Below are 15,518 nucleotides of genomic sequence, written 5' to 3'. Positions count from 1 at the left end.
GCGGCCCGGCGGCCGCCAGGTCGGCGATCCGCCGGTCTGGCGGCCGCCCGGGAGGCCGCCAGACCGGGCGGGGACCGCGCCGGTCAGCGGTGGCCGGCCGTCCACTTCACCAGGCGGTCCGCCTTCCAGGTGTTGACCACCCGGCTGGCCGGTACGCCGCAGAGCGCCGCCCGCTCGCAGCCGAACCGCTGCCAGTCGAGCTGGCCGGGCGCGTGGGCGTCGGTGTTGATGGCGAACCGGCAGCCGGCCTCCAGGGCCCGGCGGATCAGCCGCTTCGGTGGGTCCTGCCGCTCCGGCCGGGAGTTGATCTCGACGGCGACGTCGTGCTCGGCGCAGGCGGCGAAGACGGCTTCCGGGTCGAAGTCGCTCTCCGCCCGGGTACGCGCCCGGTGCCCCCGGTCGCCCGGACCCTTCACCCCCGCCGGCCGGGACGACACCATCCGTCCGGTGCAGTGCCCGAGGATGTCCAGGTGCGGGTTGGCGATCGCGGTGAGCATCCGCCGGGTCATCCTCGCCCGCTCGTCGTTCAGGCCGCTGTGCACCGAACCGACCACCACGTCGAGCCGGGCGAGCAGCTTCTCGTCCTGGTCCAGCGAGCCGTCGGCGAGGATGTCCACCTCGATGCCGGTGAGGATGCGGAAGCCCTTCGGCAGCGCCTCGTTCACCGCCGCCACATGGTCGAGCTGCCGGCGCAGCCGCTCCGCGGTCAGTCCCCGGGCCACCTTGAGCCGGGGCGAGTGGTCGGTCAACACCAGATACTCGTGGCCCAGCTCGACCGCGGCCAGGGCCATCTCCTCGATCGGCGACCCCCCGTCCGACCAGTCGGAGTGGGTGTGGCAGTCGCCGCGCAGCGCGTCCCGCAGCTTCGCCGCGGCCTCGTCCAGGTCGGTGCCCTCGGTGGCGACCAGCCGGCGCAGGTAGACCGGCTCCTCGCCGGCCAGCGACTCGGATACGCAGCGGGCGGTGACGTCGCCGACCGCGGCCAGCTCGGTGAGCTTGCCGGTCCGGGTGCGCTCGGCCACCTCCCCGGCGGGCAGGGCGGCGAGCGCGTTCGCCGCCGAGCGGAACGCCCGCACCCGGTAGGTGGCCTCGTTCGCCTTCTCCAACAGGAACGCGATCCGGCGCAGGTCGGCGATGGGATCCCGGGCAGTCATGCCCTGCAACCTACGCGCCCGGGTCCCCGCCCGCCGGGTGTCGCGCCGGGTGTCGGGAGTGGACGGCGCTCAGCCGCCGCCGCTGGTGGTGGTGGGGGCCTTCGGGCAGCCGTGCTTCTTCTGCCAGCCGGCCACCTCGGTGGCCGGACCCCGGTTGCCGCCCTTCCGCCACGAGTTCAGGTAGGGGGCCGGCCAGACCACGCCCCGCCGGATCCACCAGTCGTCGTGGCCGGTGCACTTCGGGGAGAGCCCGAAGTGCAGGTGGCACACGTTGTTGGCGTTGCCGGTGTGGCCGACCTTGCCGAGCTGCTGCCCGGCGCGGACGCGTACGCCGGTGTCGATGCCGGCGGCGATCGCGCTCAGGTGCGACCCGTAGTAGCGGACCCCGTCATCGCCGAGCAGCGACACCGACAGCCCCCCGTTGTACGGGCCGAGCGGGCCGCGCTTGGAGAACCGGTCCACCCGGCTCACCTCGAGGATCCGGCCGTCGGTGACCGCGACGACCGGCTCGCCGCAGTCGGCGAAGATGTCCGTCCCCGGGTAGACCGAGTGGGTCGGGTGGTAGTCGACGTTGCCCGCCTTCACCGGGAAGACGTGCCGCAGGTTCGTCCGGGTCGGCGAGGGGGCGGCCGAGGTCGGCGCGACGGTGGGTGACGCGGCCGCCTGCCCCGCCGTGGCCAACGCGCCCGGCGTCTGCCAGGAACCGTCCGTGCCGGCCGTCGGGCGGGTGTCGGGAGCGCACCCGGCGATCAGGGCCGGCACGAGCAGCAGCAGGATCGGGTACGCCGAACGCGGACGGCGGCCGATCGATCGCGAGCGCATCCGGACATCCTGGCAGACCAGTACCGTGGGGACGAACGCCGAGCGTCCCGGTCGCGCTGCGTGATGTCGGTACGTGCACGATCCGTGAAGGGAGCAGGGGCCATGAACGGGTGGCAGGCCGTACCCGGGGAGACGCTGCCGGGGCCCGGCCGCCCCGGGCCGCGTACCCCCTCGGGGCTCTTCCCGGCCGGGGCGCCGATGCGGCCGGTCTGGCGCGAGCCGTACCCGGTGACCGGTGCCGGGGTCGCCGTGGGTGCCGTCACGGCCTTCGCCTGGCTGCTGCTGTTCGGCCTGCTCGGGCACGATGTGCCCAGCTACGCCTGGTGGACGGTGATCGCCGGCGGGCTGGCCTGGCTGGCCGCCCTGGTGCTGGTCCGGTACGGCGACCGGGGCGTGGCGACCGGGGTGGCGATCGTCACCGCGGGCGGCTGGAGCATCGCCGCGGCGATCGTCGCGGTCCGCTGGGCGCAGAGCGGAAACTGGCCGCTCTGGTGACCTTCGGTGAGGGCGTCGCTGCGCAGCGAACGCCTCTTGACGTACGCGCGGTGACGGTTCACGCTCGCCGTATGGCCTGGACCACCCCGCCGCGGCTCGACCCGGAGCGGAGCCGCCGCCGCCTGCAACTCCTCGCCGAGTTGGCCGGTGCCCGCACGGTACGGCAGCGCGAACGGCCGCAGCCGGCCCGCACCGAGCGTCTGCGCCAGCTCATCGCCACCCGCCGGCGCGTCGCCGGCTGACCGGCTTTCTCCAGGAACGGCCGGCCGCTTCGGGGCGTTGACCGGTCGCCCGCCGACCCGACCGGTTAACGTGCACGCGTAACGAGTCGGCGTGCTGCCGAGGCCAATTTGGGGGGACCGTGTCGTACTTCGCTGCTGCCGTGGCGCGCGTCGAGGGCGGCTGGACCGCCGACGAGGTGAGCCTGCGGGGCGTCACCGACATCGAGGAGGTCGCCGACCGGCTGCGCGACGTCGAGCCGGACGCCGATCTGTCCCTGCTCTTCGTCGAGGCCGACGACACCTACCTGGTGATCCTGCGCCTGGACGAGGGCGAGGATCTGCGGATCTTCGGTTCGGACTCGGCGTACGCGGAGGAGTCCCAGCTCGGCGCGCTGCTGATCGGCGACCTGAAGACCTCGGTCACCGGCCTGGAGGACACCGAGGAGCCGCGCGCCGCCGGTGGCGACGAGGAGACCGAACAGCCGGCCGTGGACCCGGAGGCCGACCCGGTGGGCGACGCGGATCTCCTCGCCGACCTGGGCATCCCGGCGCAGAAGCTGCTCGCCCTCTGCGGGCACGAGGGCATGATGCCGGCCGACGTGACCGCCGAGGTCTGTCAGGTGCTGGGCTGCGCGGACGAGGTCGAGGAGTTGCGTGAGGTCTGACCCGGCCGGGCCCTGGACCGGCGGCGGCGAGCCGGCCGACGTCACCGACCCGGCGCTGGAGACCGTACGCCCGGGGCAGCCGACCCCCGGCCGGCCGGGCCGGGTCGGACCCGGCGCGGACGAGGGGCTGGCCGACCCGGGCGGCGTGGGCCGCCGGCAGCGGCACGAGCTGTGGATGCGCCGGGCCCTGGAGGTCGCGGTGACCGGCCCGGACACCGCCCCGCCGGAGGACGGCGACGCGGCGGTCGAGGACGTACCGGTGGGGGCCGTGCTCTACGGCCCGGACGGCGCCGAGCTGGCGATCGGGCGCAACGAGCGGGAGCTGACCGGGGACCCCACCGCGCACGCCGAGGTGCTGGCGCTGCGGCGGGCCGCCGAGCGGCTGGGGCGGTGGCGGCTGGACGGCTGCACCCTGGTGGTGACGCTGGAGCCCTGCACCATGTGCGCGGGGGCGATCGCGCTGGCCCGGGTGTCGACGGTGGTCTTCGGGGCCTGGGAGCCGAAGACGGGCGCCGCCGGCTCGCTCTGGGACGTGCTGCGCGACCGCCGCCTCACCCACCGCCCCGAGGTGTACGGCGGCGTCCTGGAGACCGAGAGCGCCGCGTTGCTGCGCGCCTTCTTCCGGTAAGGAGGGGCCCCTTGTTAACGCCTCGTGCGGGTAAAGGGCCCCTTCCTAACACCGCTGGGCGTTCAGACGGGCACGACGGCGGGGCGGAGCAGGGTCTCGGCGACCGCGCGGGCGGCGTCGCTCCACGGGGCGGGGCGCAGGGTCGCCGGGTCGAGCCGGACGATGGCCCGGGTGCCCTCCGCGTAGACCGTGTCGCCGTCGACCGACCGGAACCGGAAGGCGTACTCGGCGCTGCTGGTGCCGAAGTGCTCCAGCCAGAAGTGCACCGCGACCGGGCCGGTCGTGGTGATCGGGGCACGGTAGCGGATGTTGAACTCGCGGACCGCGTGGAACACGTCGGGCGAGCCGCTCCGGCCCTGGAAGCCGTGCCCCCGGTCGGCCCAGTACGGGGTGAGCGCGCGTTCCAGCAGCACCGCGTACCGGGCATTGTGCAGGATGCCGAGGGCGTCGAGGTCGTCGAAGTGCACGGTGACGTGCTCGACGTGACCGAACTGGGTGGGGTCGTTCATCACGGGCCTTCCGTCAGCAGGGTGGGGTCGGGGCACAGCGCCCGCAGGCGGGTCAGCAGGCCCTGGCGGGCGTGCCGGTAGGTGGCCTCCGGCTCCAGCAGCCGGGACCGCATCGCCGCGCTGATCCCGAGCGCGTCGATCTCGTACGCCAACTGCGCGACGTCCAGGTCGGCGGGGAGTTCGCCGAGGTCGACCGCCTCCTGGACGAGGCGTTCGAGCAGCGCGGTCCAGCTGCCGAACGCCGCGGCGAGCCGGTCCCGGACCGGGCCGGGGCGGGCGTTGTACTCGAACTCGGTGTTGGCGAAGAAGCAGCTACCGGGGAGCACCCGGGCGGCGTAGAAGTCGATCCGGGCCTCGTGCAGGGCCCGCAGCCGCCGGACGCCGCGCGGTGCGCGCAGGGCCGGCGCGACGATGCGCTCCTGCCACTGCGCCACGGCCCGCTCGACGGTGGCGAGCTGGAGGGCCTCCTTGGAACGCCAGTGCGCGAACAGGCCGGACTTGCTCACCCCGAGGCGGTCGGCGAGCTGGCCGAGGGAGAGCCCGTCCAGGCCCACCTCGGTGGCCAGCGACACGGCGGCGTCGAGCGCCGCCGTGCGGGTCCGGTCGCCGCGCGCCACGCGTCCGTCGGAGGTCATGAGGGCAGCCTAGCGAAAAAGAGCACGACCGGTCGTATTTATTTTTGTGACCTGGCACGCAGCCGCCCCGCCACCGCGACGGATGGCGGGGCGGCGGAGGACGGTCAGGCGACGACGGTGTCGAGGGCGATCTCCACCATCTGGCCGAAGGTCTGCTCGCGCTCCTGCGAGGTGGTCTTCTCGCCGGTCTTGATGTGGTCGCTGACGGTCAGGATGGTCAGCGCGCGGGCCTTGAACCGGGCGGCGATCGTGTAGAGCGCCGCCGACTCCATCTCCACCGCGAGCACGCCGTAGTCGGCGAGGGCGTCGTAGAGGTCCGGCCGGTCCGTGTAGAAGGCGTCCGCCGCCAGGATCGGGCCCACGTGCATGGTGATCCCGCGCCGCTCGGCCACCTCGACCGAGGTACGCAGCAACCCGAAGTCGGCCACCGGGGCGTAGTCGATCAGGCCGTCGAACCGCATCCGGTTCATGTTCGAGTCGGTGGACGAACCGATCGCGGCGATCACGTCCCGCAGCTGGAGGTCCTCGGTCAGGGCGCCGCAGGAGCCGACCCGGATCAGCGTCTTCACGCCGTACTCGTTGATCAGCTCGTGCGCGTAGATGGAGGCGGACGGCATGCCCATGCCGGAGCCCTGGACGGAGACCTCGACGCCGTTCCAGCGGCCGGTGAAGCCCAGCATGCCGCGGACCGTCGTGTAGCAGCGGGCGTCCTCGAGGTAGGTCTCCGCGATCCACTTGGCCCGCAGCGGGTCACCCGGCATCAGGACCCGCTCGGCGATCTCTCCCGGCTCAGCGCCGATGTGCGTACTCATGGCAAAGATCCTGCCAGGCCGGGCCAGGGGATACCGGTTCGGCGTCCGGACCGGGGGTCCTGTACCCTACTCGGCGGTGGTGTGTCCGAGTGGCCTAAGGAGCACGCCTCGAAAGCGTGTGAGGGTTCACGCCCTCCGCGGGTTCAAATCCCGCCGCCACCGCTCATGAAGCGCCCGGACCCGTTCCGGGCGCTTCTTCGTTCCCGGCGCATCCCCACTCCCGGATCCGGACCCCGGTGTCGACGGCCGCCGCCCGCCGGGCGCGCCGACCGTTCGGCTGACGTCGGCCATTGATCCATTCCTCTAGGGTTGTCGGCACACAGTATGTCGAACGGGGATTCTCTTGCGGCGGAAGACTGCCATTTCGTCCGTTCTCGCGCTCCTGGCCGGGCTGGCACTCAGTGCTCCCGCGCAGGCGGCAGGCGGGGTCCAGTTGATCAACCGGGAGGGCGTCGTCCTCCAGTACGAGCGGGTGACGACGACCGCTCTGCGTCCGCGTCCGGTGTTGGGGAGCGGGGACACCCGTTCGGACTTCGACGGTGACGGCGTCGACGACGTGGCGGCCATGGGAGACCCCTTCTACTCCAGGCTGCCGCTGCCGGAGAACCCGACCGGTGTGGTGACCGTCCGATACTCCTCCGCGCCGCAGGTCGACCACTTCCTGGGTGTCCTGAGTTCCGGCGGAGGCTGTGGCTGTTTCGGCACCGCGCTCGCGGCCGGCAACTTCAACGGTGACCGCTACGACGACCTGGTGATCGGCGACCAGGACGAGGTGGATCCGGGGAACGGGAGGCATGCCGGTGGGGTCTGGGTCATCCCGGGCAGCAGTGGCGGCCTGGTGGTCGGCTCGGCGCGCCACTTCAGCCAGAGTTCCCCGGGGGTGCCCGGTGACCCGGAGGCGTACGACCGGTTCGGTGGGGCGCTCGCGACCGGTGACCTCAACGGGGACGGCCGCGACGACCTGGCGATCGGTGCGTACGGCGAGGCGATCGGCACCAAGACGGACGCCGGTGCGGTCACCGTTCTACTGGGCACCACGACCGGCCTGACGGCGACCGGTGCCGCCTTCTTGAGCCAGGACCAGTCGGCGGTGCCCGGGACGTCCGAGCCCAACGACTATTTCGGCTTCACCCTGGCGATCGGGAGGGTCAACGGCGACCGCTACGCCGACCTGGTCATCGGTGCTCCCCGCGAGGACGACGGCAGCTCCTGGAAGGGCAGCGGCATGGTCACGCTGATGTGGGGGTCGGCCGCCGGGGTGGCCACCACCGGCGCCACCTCGGTCACCGGCGCGGCCCTGCTCGGGGCGATCGACCAGACAGACACCATCGCCTGGTACCTGGGTTCAGCGCTCGCCGTCGGGGACGTCAACGGTGACGGGCTCGGTGAGGTGATCGCCGGGGCACCCGACGCGCAGACCCCGGAGCTCACCGGCGGCCTGGTCCCCGCCTTCACCGGCCGCTCCGCCGGCCTGTCCGCCACCGCCGTCCGGGTCATCACGCAGGACACCTCGGGGGTGCCCGGAACGCCGGGTGGCGGCGACCGCTTCGGGGCGGCGCTGGCGGTCGGTGACGTGACCGGGGACGGTAGGGCGGACGTGCTGGTCGGCGCCCCGGGCGAGACGGTCGGGACGGCGGCGGAAGCCGGCTCGGTCACCCTGCTCAAGGGGTCCGCCGGCGGACTGACCGGCAGCGGCGCGCAGGCGTTCTACCAGGGCCGGTCGGGCGTCCCCGGTGCGGCCGAGCGTGGGGACAAGTTCGGTGCCTCGGTCGCGCTGCTCCACCTCGACCGTCGGGGCGGGCTGGACGCGGTCGTCGGAGCACCCGGTGAGGAGGTGACCGGGGACCTCGCCGGCTACCCGTCCGGTTCGGTGACCCGGTTCCTGGGCGTCGGTGGGCTCGTGCCGCAGTCCGCCATCTGGAGCGGGCTGGGCCTGCGCAGCGACTACGTCTGGCCGGAGCGGTACGGTCTGCGGATCGCCGGACCGCAGAGCGGCGGGCCGCTCTACTGAACCGGTCGCCGCGTCGGAGCGCCCGGGTCCGCCCGGGTGCTCCGACGCGGCGGATCAGCAGGGGCCGTAGCCCTCGTCGAAGAAGCGGCGGGCCCAGTCGGCGTAACCGGCGATGATCTTGCGGACGGTGGTGCCGTCGTGGAGGAAGAGGTACGCCCGGTCGCCGTCGCGGGCGAACAGCCCGTCGAACCGGTACGTCCCCTGTGGAGCCGCCAGCTCGACCGCCGCCGGGTACGCGTCCCGGACCTCGGTCACGGGCGTGCCGACGCTGATCCCCTCGGGCGTGCTCATCGGGTCGTCGAGCCAGAGCAGCACGAGCCGGTCGTCGACGAAGATCGGGCTGACCGACCCGTGTCCGGTCAGCGTCGGGCCGCAGGCGTCCACCTCCGTACGCAGCACCCCGCGCCGGGTCAGTTCCTCCTCGGTGGCGCCGAACTCGGCGTTGCCCAGCCCGTTCAGGCCGACCACCTCCGCCGCCCCGACCGGTCGGGCCGGCACGTCCGGCCCCTGTGGACGGACGCCGCTGCCGGCGATCGAGGCGGCCGCCATCAGTGCGGCAATGAAGCCGAATTGTCGCAGTTTCATGCAATCCCCCAGTCCCCAACGGGACCGGGGCGAAGAGGTTGCTGGTCCGGGTCGGATTGCCGTTGTTCCCACTCCTCGGCCAGCTCGTCCCAGTAGTCGGCGGAGAGTCCGCGCCGGCCGTGGGCCAGCCAGCCGGCCGTGTCCCGTTCCAGGTGCAGGCCGAGTTCGGCGAAATAGTCGATCCAGGGCCCGGGCTCGGCGCCCAGCCGGGCCAGCGCCGCGTTGATCGGCCACTCGCCGCGCGGCCGGTCCAGTGCCCGGTCGAAGCAGGGGCCCCAGCTCAGTTCGCCGCCCAGCCAGACCGCCGCCGCCTGGTGGCCCAGCCCGCCGGAGAACTCCGCCTCCAGGTAGGCCACCGGGCCCTGCCGGGACCAGCCGAGCAGCAGCGCGGCCAGGGCCGGTGACAGGACGAGTCGGAAGGGCTGCTCCGCCGACGGCTCTCCGGTGGCGAAGTCCGGCAGGTCGCCGGTCAGTTCCTGGACCAGTTGCGGGGTGACCGGTAGCAGGGCGAAGTCCTGCCGCAGCGCGGCGAGCACCGCGTGGTCCAGGTCGGCGGTCTGCTCGCGGAGCAACTCGACGTCGGCCACCACCGCGCTGAGCTGGTAACTCATCCGGTCCTCCCGGCGTCCACAGGCTGTGGATAGAACATGTGTACGACGGCGGTCAGTTGTCCACAGGCGGGGAGTCGGTCATCTCGAAGGCCATCACCGTCGCGCCCACCCGGACCGTACCGGGGGCGTGCGGCGGGCGTGCCGCGTCGTGCAGTTCGGTCATGATCGCGTGCAACCGGCCGCAGGCCGCCGCCCAGTCCTCCGGGGAGACCCAGAGTTCGGCGTCGACGGTGACCCCGGCGCTCTCCGGGGCCCGGTGGGCCACCCGGTCCAGCAGGTTGCGGGCCAACGACTCGGCGAGCAGTGCCTGCCCCTCCTGCTGCTCGGTCAGCCAGGGCCCGCACACCGCGCGGTAGCGGCGTTCCTGGCCGCCGCGCCGGCTGCGGACGTCGGCCAGCTCCACCAGGCCGGCCGCGTCCAGCCGGCGCAGGTGCTGGCTGGCGAGGGCATGCGAGATCCCCAGCTCGCGGGCGAGCGCCGCGGCGGACAGCGGCGCGCTCCACAGCAGCGAGAGCATGCGCAGGCGTACCGGGTGGGCCAGCGCGCGCAGGCGCGGATCGGTGGTGCTCACGATCGCCATTGAACCGCACGGCCGGGGTCGAACGACCCCCAAGCATTGACTTGGGGGTCGGCGATGGCGAGAATCGGCCAGCACGGGGGTGCGGCATGAGCTGGGGTACGACGAGAGTGCTGGGCAACCGCGACGCCAGCCGCTACCTGGTGGCGGTGCTGGTGTCCGGGTTCGGTACGGCGGCGATGCTGCTGGTCGCCGGCATCTGGGTGAAGGACCTGACCGGGTCGAGCAGCCTCGCCGGGCTGGTCACTCTCGGCCTCTGGGGGCCGACCCTGGTCGGGCCGCTGATCGGCGTGCTGGTCGACCGGTTCCGCCGCCGGCCCCTGCTGATCGTCCTGCACGTCGCCATGGCCGCGCTGCTGCCCGTGCTGCTGCTGGTCGACACCACCGCCGAGGTGTGGCTGATCTTCGCGGTGACGGTCGGGTACGGGATCAGCTTCGTGCTCATCGACTCGGCCGAGGCCGCGCTGGTGCCGTCCGTCGTCCCCGGCGAGCTGCTCGGCGACTTCAACGGGCTGCGGATGACGGTCAACGAGGGGATGAAGCTGCTCGCCCCGCTGGCCGGTGCCGGGCTCTTCGCGGCGTACGGCGGGCACCCGGTGGTGCTGCTGGACACGGCCACCTTCGCCCTCGCCGCGCTGGTCCTCGCCCTGCTGCGGGTACGCGAACAACCACCGCCGCCGCCCGACCCATGGGCGCGGCAACTCGCCGACGGACTGGGCCACCTGCGCCGGCACGCCGCATTGCGGCACCTCGTCCGCTGCGCCGGGGCGGCGATGCTGCTGATCGGGATCAACGGCGCCCTGGCGTACGCCGTGGTGGACGCCGGCCTGCACCGGCCGCCGGAGTTCAACGGCGTGCTCGGCACGGTGCAGGGCGTCGGGTCGCTGGTCGGCGGCCTGGCCGCCGGAGCGCTGCTGCGCCGGCTGGGCGACCGGCGGGTGACCGCGGTGGCGGTCGCGCTGCTCGCCGCGGGCCTGGCGCTGCGGGCGGTGCCCGCCCTCGCCCCGGTGGTCGCCGGCACGCTGGCGGTCGGGATCGGCGCGCCACTGGTGCTGATCACCGTCTGGACCGCCGTGCAGCGGGAGACCCCGGATACGCTGGTCGGCCGGGTTTCGGCCACCGTCAACACCCTCACCTTCGGCCCCGGAACCCTGGCGGTGCTCGCCGGCGCGGGCGTGCTGGTCCTGCTCGACCACCGGGTGATCCAGCTGGTCGCGGCGGCCGGCGCGCTGCTGCTGGCCGGCTGGGCGCTGCGCGGCGGCCGGGGCACCCCACCCGGAGCCGTCGGCCCGGTCCCGCCGGGCGAGGCGGCGCCCGCCGGGCCGGTGCCGGCGCCCGGTGCCGGGGACCGCGGCTGACGGCGTACCGGAGCGGGGTCCGGACCGGGACCGAGCACCGGCTGCCCGGCAGCCGGCGCGGGGCAGCCGGGCGGCCGCCGGGATGCAATCATGATCCCCGATGCGGCGCGGGGAACCCGCCGCCGTCACGGGGGATGGTCACTAGACGGAGACGGGCAGCCCGGCCCGAGGCCTGGGCCGCCCGTCGAACCGTCCGCCTCCGCCGTCCGGCAGCCGCACCTCGACCCGGCACGGGGGCCGAGGGCCGACACCCTCAGGAGGACGTCAACCATGCAGGACAAGCGCTCCGACCGTCGCCAGTTGCTCCGCGCGGCGGCGGTCACCGCCGGCGCCGCCGTCGCCGCGCCGGCGCTGGGCGGCATCTCACCCGCCCAGGCCGCCGCCCTGGCGTCGACCGGCGCGATCCCCTGGGTCGGCCCCGCCGGCTCCGGGGCCACCTACGAGGTGGACCCGACCGTCGGCGCCCAGGCCGCCATCAACACCGCGCTCGGCAGCAGCAGCCAGAAGGCCGTGTACGTCGCGCCCGGCACCTACACCGTCAAGGCGCCGGTGGTGCTCGACGACAAGCACGCCCTGATCGGTGCCGGCCCGCTGGTCACGATCCTCCGCGCCGGCGCCGGCTTCAGCGGGGCCGGACTGGTCGTCAACCCGCAGTCAGGCACGTACGTCGGCTCGTCCCGCCAGTGCGTGACCGACATCGGGCTGGACGCGGCGCACCTGGTGGCCAACGGCATCAACTTCCAGATGAACGCCACCCCGTCCAGCTACACGCCGGACCCGGCGCCCTGGCTGACCCGGGTCTTCGTCACCCGGACGACCGGCGACGGCATCTACCTCGGCGGCACGTACACGGGCGGTCAGCGTGAGTTCAAGCTGACCGACTGCCGGGTCGAGAACGCGGACGGCTGGGCCTACAACCTCCAGTCCTCCGACGGCTTCGTCAGCGGCTGCTCGGCCCAGGGCTGCGCGGGCGGTGGCTACCTGCTCGGCGGCGGCAACATCAAGATCTGGGGCAGCAAGGCGTACGGCATCGGCGCGGCGGGGGCACCCGCGCCCGCGTTCCGGCTCGACTCCTCCCGCGCCACCGTGGTGGGCTGCGAGGCCCAGGACACCGCTGGCAACGGTTTCGAGATCCTCGGCCGCAACTGCACCGTCTCCGGCTGCACCGCCGACTCGACCGGGGTCGGCAGCAGCGGCACCGACCAGAACTCGGCGGGCTTCTACGTGGGGGCGTCGGTGGTGAGCCTGGAGGGCAGCGCCTTCCAGCGGACCAACGGCGGCGGGAAGTGGATCGTCGCGGGGGCGGGCATGCGGACCGCGCTCTACCTGGCCGGCGGCGTCGACTACCTCTCCGTACGGCTGGTCAGCGGCCCGGACCGGGAGGCGCCGTTCCAGCGCCTGGTCACCGGGACCGTCGGCACCCACTCGTCGGTGTCGGTCATCGGCTGACCGGGGTACGAGGAAGGGCCGGTCCCAGCTGGGGCCGGCCCTTCGTGGTCCCTGGGCGCGGTCACCGGAGCGTCGTGACTCGCGTCGCCCAGCTGACAGATGTATCGATCTTCCCTGGACGCGGCCGGCGCACGAGGTGGCGGGTCGTCGATCGTCACACGGCCGGGTCCCAGGCGATGAGCTGGTCAAAGATGCGACGGTCGCCGTTCATCTCCAGCTTCGGGGAATCCGGCGATATGCGGCCGTAAAAGAACAGGACCAGGTCGCTGGCCGTGCCCCGGGCGGAGACGTCGACCGTGTCCGGATCCTCACCGGCAGCCGGCGCGCCGAGGCGGGCGGCCCATGCGCCGTCGCGGGACAGCCGAAGGCGCCAGGACCGGCCCTCGGTGGCGTGGTAATCGACGACGGCGGGTTCGTGCGGCCAGGCGACATCCGTCGAGCAGAGGGTGAACTGGCAGTCGTCGAAACCGTCGAGGGCGACCTCGTCCGGCAGCGGCTGCGGGTCCCCGACGGCGAGCTGGACATCGTAGGTGTGCACCGCGATCTCGGGAACCTGGCGCCGAGCCCATGCACCGGAGGCTTGCGGTGACTGCGAGTCACCCCACCACGTCCAACAACCGCGGTCCGGGCCGGCCTCGCGCAGCGCGCTCGTCAGTCGCTCGACGGACTCGGTCCACCAGGCCAGGAGAGCCTCGCGTTCCCGAGGCGCACCGGTGCCGTCCTCCCAAGCGGACTTCTCCGGGGGAGCGTCCGCCGGCCCTGCGGCGACGATGGCGGCCGACCTGCGGCGGCCCATGCCCAGGTGCTGCACGAGGTCGAACAGCGTCCACCCCGGACAGCTCGGCACCGGCAGGTCGAGGCTGGGCGCCGCAGCGACCGCGGCGCGGAAGGTGGTCGCCCGTTCGTCAATCAGCCGCAGATGATCAGAGAACGTGAGGAGTTTGCGCACCCCGGCTTTCTATCAGTGTGTTCGACCGGCGGACAGCGAATTTGGACAAGGGAACGCTGCCGGTGCGGCGAGCGCTTCTCCGGCCGAAATGGCGGCACGGCTGTGATGGCAAATGCGGACAGATGCCCTGATCGATCTGCTGCGGCAGCACCGCGAGGAACCGGACGTCGAGCGCGAGATCGCCGTCCGGCTCTGGCGCGATGAGGGCTGGTGTTCGCTCTCCGAGCGGCGAGGCGATCCATCAGGCGACGGACAACGACTGCTCAACCTCGCCGGAGCGCGAGACGGGCGACCGGCAGCCAGACGGGCCGGAACAGGGCAGTGAGACGACAACTGGGACGAGAGCGACCGTAGCGACGACTCAGGGCCGGTCCCCATGGGGGCCGGCCCTGTCGTTTTTCCTGCTCAAGCGAGCGGAGGATACGAGATTCGAACTCGTGAGGGTGTTAACCCAACACGCTTTCCAAGCGTGCGCCCTAGGCCTCTAGGCGAATCCTCCGCGAGCCAGGATACAGGTCCCGGACGGGCGGGCCACCCCACCCTCCCGGAAGATCGACGCCGGGTCGGGTAGGCTTGGCGGCACCCCCCGTGCGGCGTGTATCTCGTGAACCTCCCCAGGGCCGGAAGGCAGCAAGGATAAGCGGGCTCTGACGGGTGCACGGGGGGCCTTTCTGTCTCCGGGTGCCGGTAACGTTCCTGCGGGTCAGGTCACGGGGTGGTGGGTGGTCACCCACGCCCGACCGGCGCAGAATGGCTCGGTCGAGAGGAGGCGGGACGGGTGGCACTGGCCCTTTACCGCAAGTACCGGCCCCGTACGTTCGCCGAGGTCATCGGCCAGGAGCACGTCACCGAGCCGCTGTCGCAGGCGCTGCGCAGCGGGCGGCTGAACCACGCGTACCTCTTCTCCGGCCCCCGTGGCTGCGGCAAGACCTCCTCCGCCCGGATCCTGGCCCGCTCGCTCAACTGTGAGCAGGGCCCCACCCCGGAGCCGTGCGGGCAGTGCGAGTCCTGTCGCTCGCTGGCCACCGACGGAGCCGGCTCGATCGACGTCATCGAGATCGACGCGGCCAGCCACGGCGGCGTCGACGACGCCCGGGAGTTGCGCGAGAAGGCGTTCTTCGCGCCGGCCCGCAGCCGCTTCAAGATCTATGTCATCGACGAGGCGCACATGGTCTCGTCGGCCGGCTTCAACGCCCTGCTCAAGCTGGTCGAGGAGCCGCCGGAGTACGTCAAGTTCATCTTCGCCACCACCGAGCCGGAGAAGGTCCTCGGCACGATCAAGTCGCGGACTCACCACTACCCGTTCCGGCTGATCCCGCCGAAGGTCCTCCGGCCCTACCTGGAGCAGCTGACCGAGGCCGAGGGGGTCAAGGTCGAGCCGGCGGTCTTCCCCCTCGTCGTGCGCGCCGGTGGCGGCAGCGCCCGGGACAGCCTCTCCGTGCTCGACCAGCTGATCGCGGGCGCCGGCCCGGAGGGGGTCAGCTACGCCCGGGCCGCCGCGCTGCTCGGCGTGACCGACTCGGCGCTCATCGACGAGATGTGCGACGCGCTCGCCGCCGGGGACGGCGCGGCCGCGTACGCCACGGTGGACCGGGTCGCCGAGGCCGGCCACGACCCGCGCCGGTTCGCCTCGGACCTGCTGGAGCGGCTGCGCGACCTGATCGTCCTGCAGCAGGTGCCGGACGCCGCCGCCAAGGGCCTGATCGACGGCCCGGACGACCAGATCGAGCGGATGGCCGCCCAGGCCCAGCGGCTCGGTCCGGCCACCCTGTCCCGCTGCGCCGACATCGTGCACAACGGCCTGGTCGAGATGCGCGGCACCACCGCGCCCCGGCTGCTGCTGGAGCTGATCTGCGCCCGGATGCTGCTGCCCGGCGTGGACGACACGACCGGTGGCCTGCTCCAGCGCCTGGAGCGGATGGAACGCCGGCTCACCCTGGGCGGCGGCGAGCTGCCGCCGGCCGCCGTCGGCCCCGCGTCGGTCGCCCTCGCCCCGGAGGTACGCCCGACCTCTCCCGTCCCGACGGCGGCTGCCGC

General features: G+C 73.2%; 17 protein-coding genes, 2 tRNA genes and 1 other RNA gene. 10 read left to right on the top strand and 10 right to left on the bottom strand.

Annotated features, from left to right (window positions below):
• Positions 1–83: 83 nt before the first annotated feature.
• A complete protein-coding gene (locus tag EFE23_RS24555; protein WP_123243286.1) occupies positions 84–1,154 on the bottom strand; it encodes a PHP domain-containing protein in 1,071 nt (356 codons plus the stop codon).
• A 69-nt stretch (positions 1,155–1,223) separates the two neighbouring features.
• Entirely contained in the window at positions 1,224–1,976 is a 753-nt protein-coding gene (locus EFE23_RS24550) for a M23 family metallopeptidase (RefSeq protein WP_123243285.1), read from the bottom strand.
• A 102-nt stretch (positions 1,977–2,078) separates the two neighbouring features.
• On the opposite strand from EFE23_RS24550, the gene EFE23_RS24545 reads away from it, so the two are divergent.
• From EFE23_RS24545 to EFE23_RS24535, 4 genes are all read left to right on the top strand, one after another.
• Positions 2,079–2,471, top strand: coding sequence for a hypothetical protein (locus EFE23_RS24545; RefSeq protein ID WP_199737214.1), 393 nt, complete (start codon positions 2,079–2,081; stop codon positions 2,469–2,471).
• 71 nt (positions 2,472–2,542) lie between these two features.
• Positions 2,543–2,713, top strand: a complete 171-nt coding sequence (locus EFE23_RS28640) for a hypothetical protein (RefSeq protein ID WP_199737213.1) — start codon at positions 2,543–2,545, stop codon at positions 2,711–2,713.
• A gap of 119 nt (positions 2,714–2,832) precedes the next feature.
• Complete coding sequence (locus EFE23_RS24540) at positions 2,833–3,357, top strand: tRNA adenosine deaminase-associated protein (RefSeq protein WP_123243284.1); 525 nt, start codon at positions 2,833–2,835, stop codon at positions 3,355–3,357.
• Between the two features lie 175 nt (positions 3,358–3,532).
• Positions 3,533–3,985 (top strand): nucleoside deaminase, encoded by a 453-nt coding sequence (locus EFE23_RS24535; protein WP_199737215.1) that lies wholly within the window; start codon positions 3,533–3,535, stop codon positions 3,983–3,985.
• A gap of 62 nt (positions 3,986–4,047) precedes the next feature.
• Here the strand turns inward: EFE23_RS24535 and EFE23_RS24530 are convergent, their stop codons facing one another.
• The 3 genes from EFE23_RS24530 to deoD form a co-directional block, all read right to left on the bottom strand.
• Positions 4,048–4,494, bottom strand: coding sequence for an acyl-CoA thioesterase (locus EFE23_RS24530; protein WP_123243282.1), 447 nt, complete (start codon positions 4,492–4,494; stop codon positions 4,048–4,050).
• Complete coding sequence (locus tag EFE23_RS24525) at positions 4,494–5,129, bottom strand: TetR/AcrR family transcriptional regulator (RefSeq protein ID WP_123243281.1); 636 nt, start codon at positions 5,127–5,129, stop codon at positions 4,494–4,496. The genes EFE23_RS24530 and EFE23_RS24525 overlap by 1 nt, the downstream gene beginning before the upstream one ends.
• 104 nt (positions 5,130–5,233) lie before the next feature.
• Complete coding sequence (gene deoD / locus EFE23_RS24520; protein WP_123243280.1) at positions 5,234–5,941, bottom strand: purine-nucleoside phosphorylase; 708 nt, start codon at positions 5,939–5,941, stop codon at positions 5,234–5,236.
• A 75-nt stretch (positions 5,942–6,016) separates the two neighbouring features.
• Between deoD and EFE23_RS24515 the strand changes: the two genes are divergently transcribed.
• Positions 6,017–6,103, top strand: a tRNA-Ser gene (locus EFE23_RS24515).
• Between the two features lie 271 nt (positions 6,104–6,374).
• The gene (locus EFE23_RS24510) at positions 6,375–7,952 is read left to right on the top strand and encodes a hypothetical protein (protein ID WP_233601131.1); all 1,578 of its coding nucleotides are present in this window, start codon (positions 6,375–6,377) and stop codon (positions 7,950–7,952) included.
• Between the two features lie 54 nt (positions 7,953–8,006).
• Here EFE23_RS24510 and EFE23_RS24505 read toward each other — a convergent pair whose 3' ends face one another.
• The 3 genes from EFE23_RS24505 to EFE23_RS24495 are packed head-to-tail and all read right to left on the bottom strand — an operon-like array spanning position 8,007 to position 9,719.
• The gene (locus EFE23_RS24505) at positions 8,007–8,501 is read right to left on the bottom strand and encodes a hypothetical protein (RefSeq protein WP_373684038.1); all 495 of its coding nucleotides are present in this window, start codon (positions 8,499–8,501) and stop codon (positions 8,007–8,009) included.
• 32 nt (positions 8,502–8,533) lie between these two features.
• Entirely contained in the window at positions 8,534–9,148 is a 615-nt protein-coding gene (locus tag EFE23_RS24500; protein ID WP_123243277.1) for a hypothetical protein, read from the bottom strand.
• A gap of 52 nt (positions 9,149–9,200) precedes the next feature.
• Complete coding sequence (locus tag EFE23_RS24495; protein ID WP_199737212.1) at positions 9,201–9,719, bottom strand: helix-turn-helix domain-containing protein; 519 nt, start codon at positions 9,717–9,719, stop codon at positions 9,201–9,203.
• Between the two features lie 95 nt (positions 9,720–9,814).
• Here EFE23_RS24495 and EFE23_RS24490 point away from each other — a divergent pair, with 95 nt between their 5' ends.
• A complete protein-coding gene (locus EFE23_RS24490) occupies positions 9,815–11,083 on the top strand; it encodes an MFS transporter (protein ID WP_123243275.1) in 1,269 nt (422 codons plus the stop codon).
• A gap of 270 nt (positions 11,084–11,353) precedes the next feature.
• The gene (locus EFE23_RS24485) at positions 11,354–12,532 is read left to right on the top strand and encodes a glycosyl hydrolase family 28-related protein (RefSeq protein WP_158675915.1); all 1,179 of its coding nucleotides are present in this window, start codon (positions 11,354–11,356) and stop codon (positions 12,530–12,532) included.
• A 154-nt stretch (positions 12,533–12,686) separates the two neighbouring features.
• On the opposite strand, the gene EFE23_RS24480 is transcribed toward EFE23_RS24485, so the two are convergent.
• A complete protein-coding gene (locus tag EFE23_RS24480; RefSeq protein WP_123243273.1) occupies positions 12,687–13,481 on the bottom strand; it encodes a maleylpyruvate isomerase N-terminal domain-containing protein in 795 nt (264 codons plus the stop codon).
• A 414-nt stretch (positions 13,482–13,895) separates the two neighbouring features.
• A tRNA-Ser gene (locus EFE23_RS24470) sits at positions 13,896–13,980 on the bottom strand.
• A gap of 81 nt (positions 13,981–14,061) precedes the next feature.
• Between EFE23_RS24470 and ffs the strand changes: the two genes are divergently transcribed.
• Positions 14,062–14,152: signal recognition particle sRNA small type (gene ffs, locus EFE23_RS24465), an RNA gene on the top strand.
• A gap of 107 nt (positions 14,153–14,259) precedes the next feature.
• Positions 14,260–15,518 (top strand): DNA polymerase III subunit gamma and tau (locus EFE23_RS24460; RefSeq protein ID WP_123243272.1); only part of this gene is annotated, 1,259 nt, incomplete at its 3' end.

Source organism: Micromonospora solifontis (assembly GCF_003725545.1).
GTDB classification, from domain to species: Bacteria; Actinomycetota; Actinomycetes; order Mycobacteriales; family Micromonosporaceae; genus Micromonospora; species Micromonospora solifontis.
Note: the sequence above shows the minus strand (reverse complement) of the source record. Positions and strands in the feature narration are given on the sequence as shown.

Excerpts from the sequence above, each read along its gene's own strand:
- EFE23_RS24535 (WP_199737215.1), top strand. The coding sequence starts at position 3,533 with ATGCGCCGGGCCCTGGAGGTCGCGGTGACCGGCCCGGACACCGCCCCG.
- EFE23_RS28640 (WP_199737213.1), top strand. The coding sequence starts at position 2,543 with ATGGCCTGGACCACCCCGCCGCGGCTCGACCCGGAGCGGAGCCGCCGC.
- EFE23_RS24545 (WP_199737214.1), top strand. The coding sequence starts at position 2,079 with ATGAACGGGTGGCAGGCCGTACCCGGGGAGACGCTGCCGGGGCCCGGC.
- deoD (WP_123243280.1), bottom strand. The coding sequence starts at position 5,941 with ATGAGTACGCACATCGGCGCTGAGCCGGGAGAGATCGCCGAGCGGGTC.
- EFE23_RS24530 (WP_123243282.1), bottom strand. The coding sequence starts at position 4,494 with ATGAACGACCCCACCCAGTTCGGTCACGTCGAGCACGTCACCGTGCAC.
- EFE23_RS24505 (WP_373684038.1), bottom strand. The coding sequence starts at position 8,501 with ATGGCGGCCGCCTCGATCGCCGGCAGCGGCGTCCGTCCACAGGGGCCG.
- EFE23_RS24525 (WP_123243281.1), bottom strand. The coding sequence starts at position 5,129 with ATGACCTCCGACGGACGCGTGGCGCGCGGCGACCGGACCCGCACGGCG.
- EFE23_RS24500 (WP_123243277.1), bottom strand. The coding sequence starts at position 9,148 with ATGAGTTACCAGCTCAGCGCGGTGGTGGCCGACGTCGAGTTGCTCCGC.
- EFE23_RS24550 (WP_123243285.1), bottom strand. The coding sequence starts at position 1,976 with ATGCGCTCGCGATCGATCGGCCGCCGTCCGCGTTCGGCGTACCCGATC.
- EFE23_RS24485 (WP_158675915.1), top strand. The coding sequence starts at position 11,354 with ATGCAGGACAAGCGCTCCGACCGTCGCCAGTTGCTCCGCGCGGCGGCG.
- EFE23_RS24555 (WP_123243286.1), bottom strand. The coding sequence starts at position 1,154 with ATGACTGCCCGGGATCCCATCGCCGACCTGCGCCGGATCGCGTTCCTG.
- EFE23_RS24490 (WP_123243275.1), top strand. The coding sequence starts at position 9,815 with ATGAGCTGGGGTACGACGAGAGTGCTGGGCAACCGCGACGCCAGCCGC.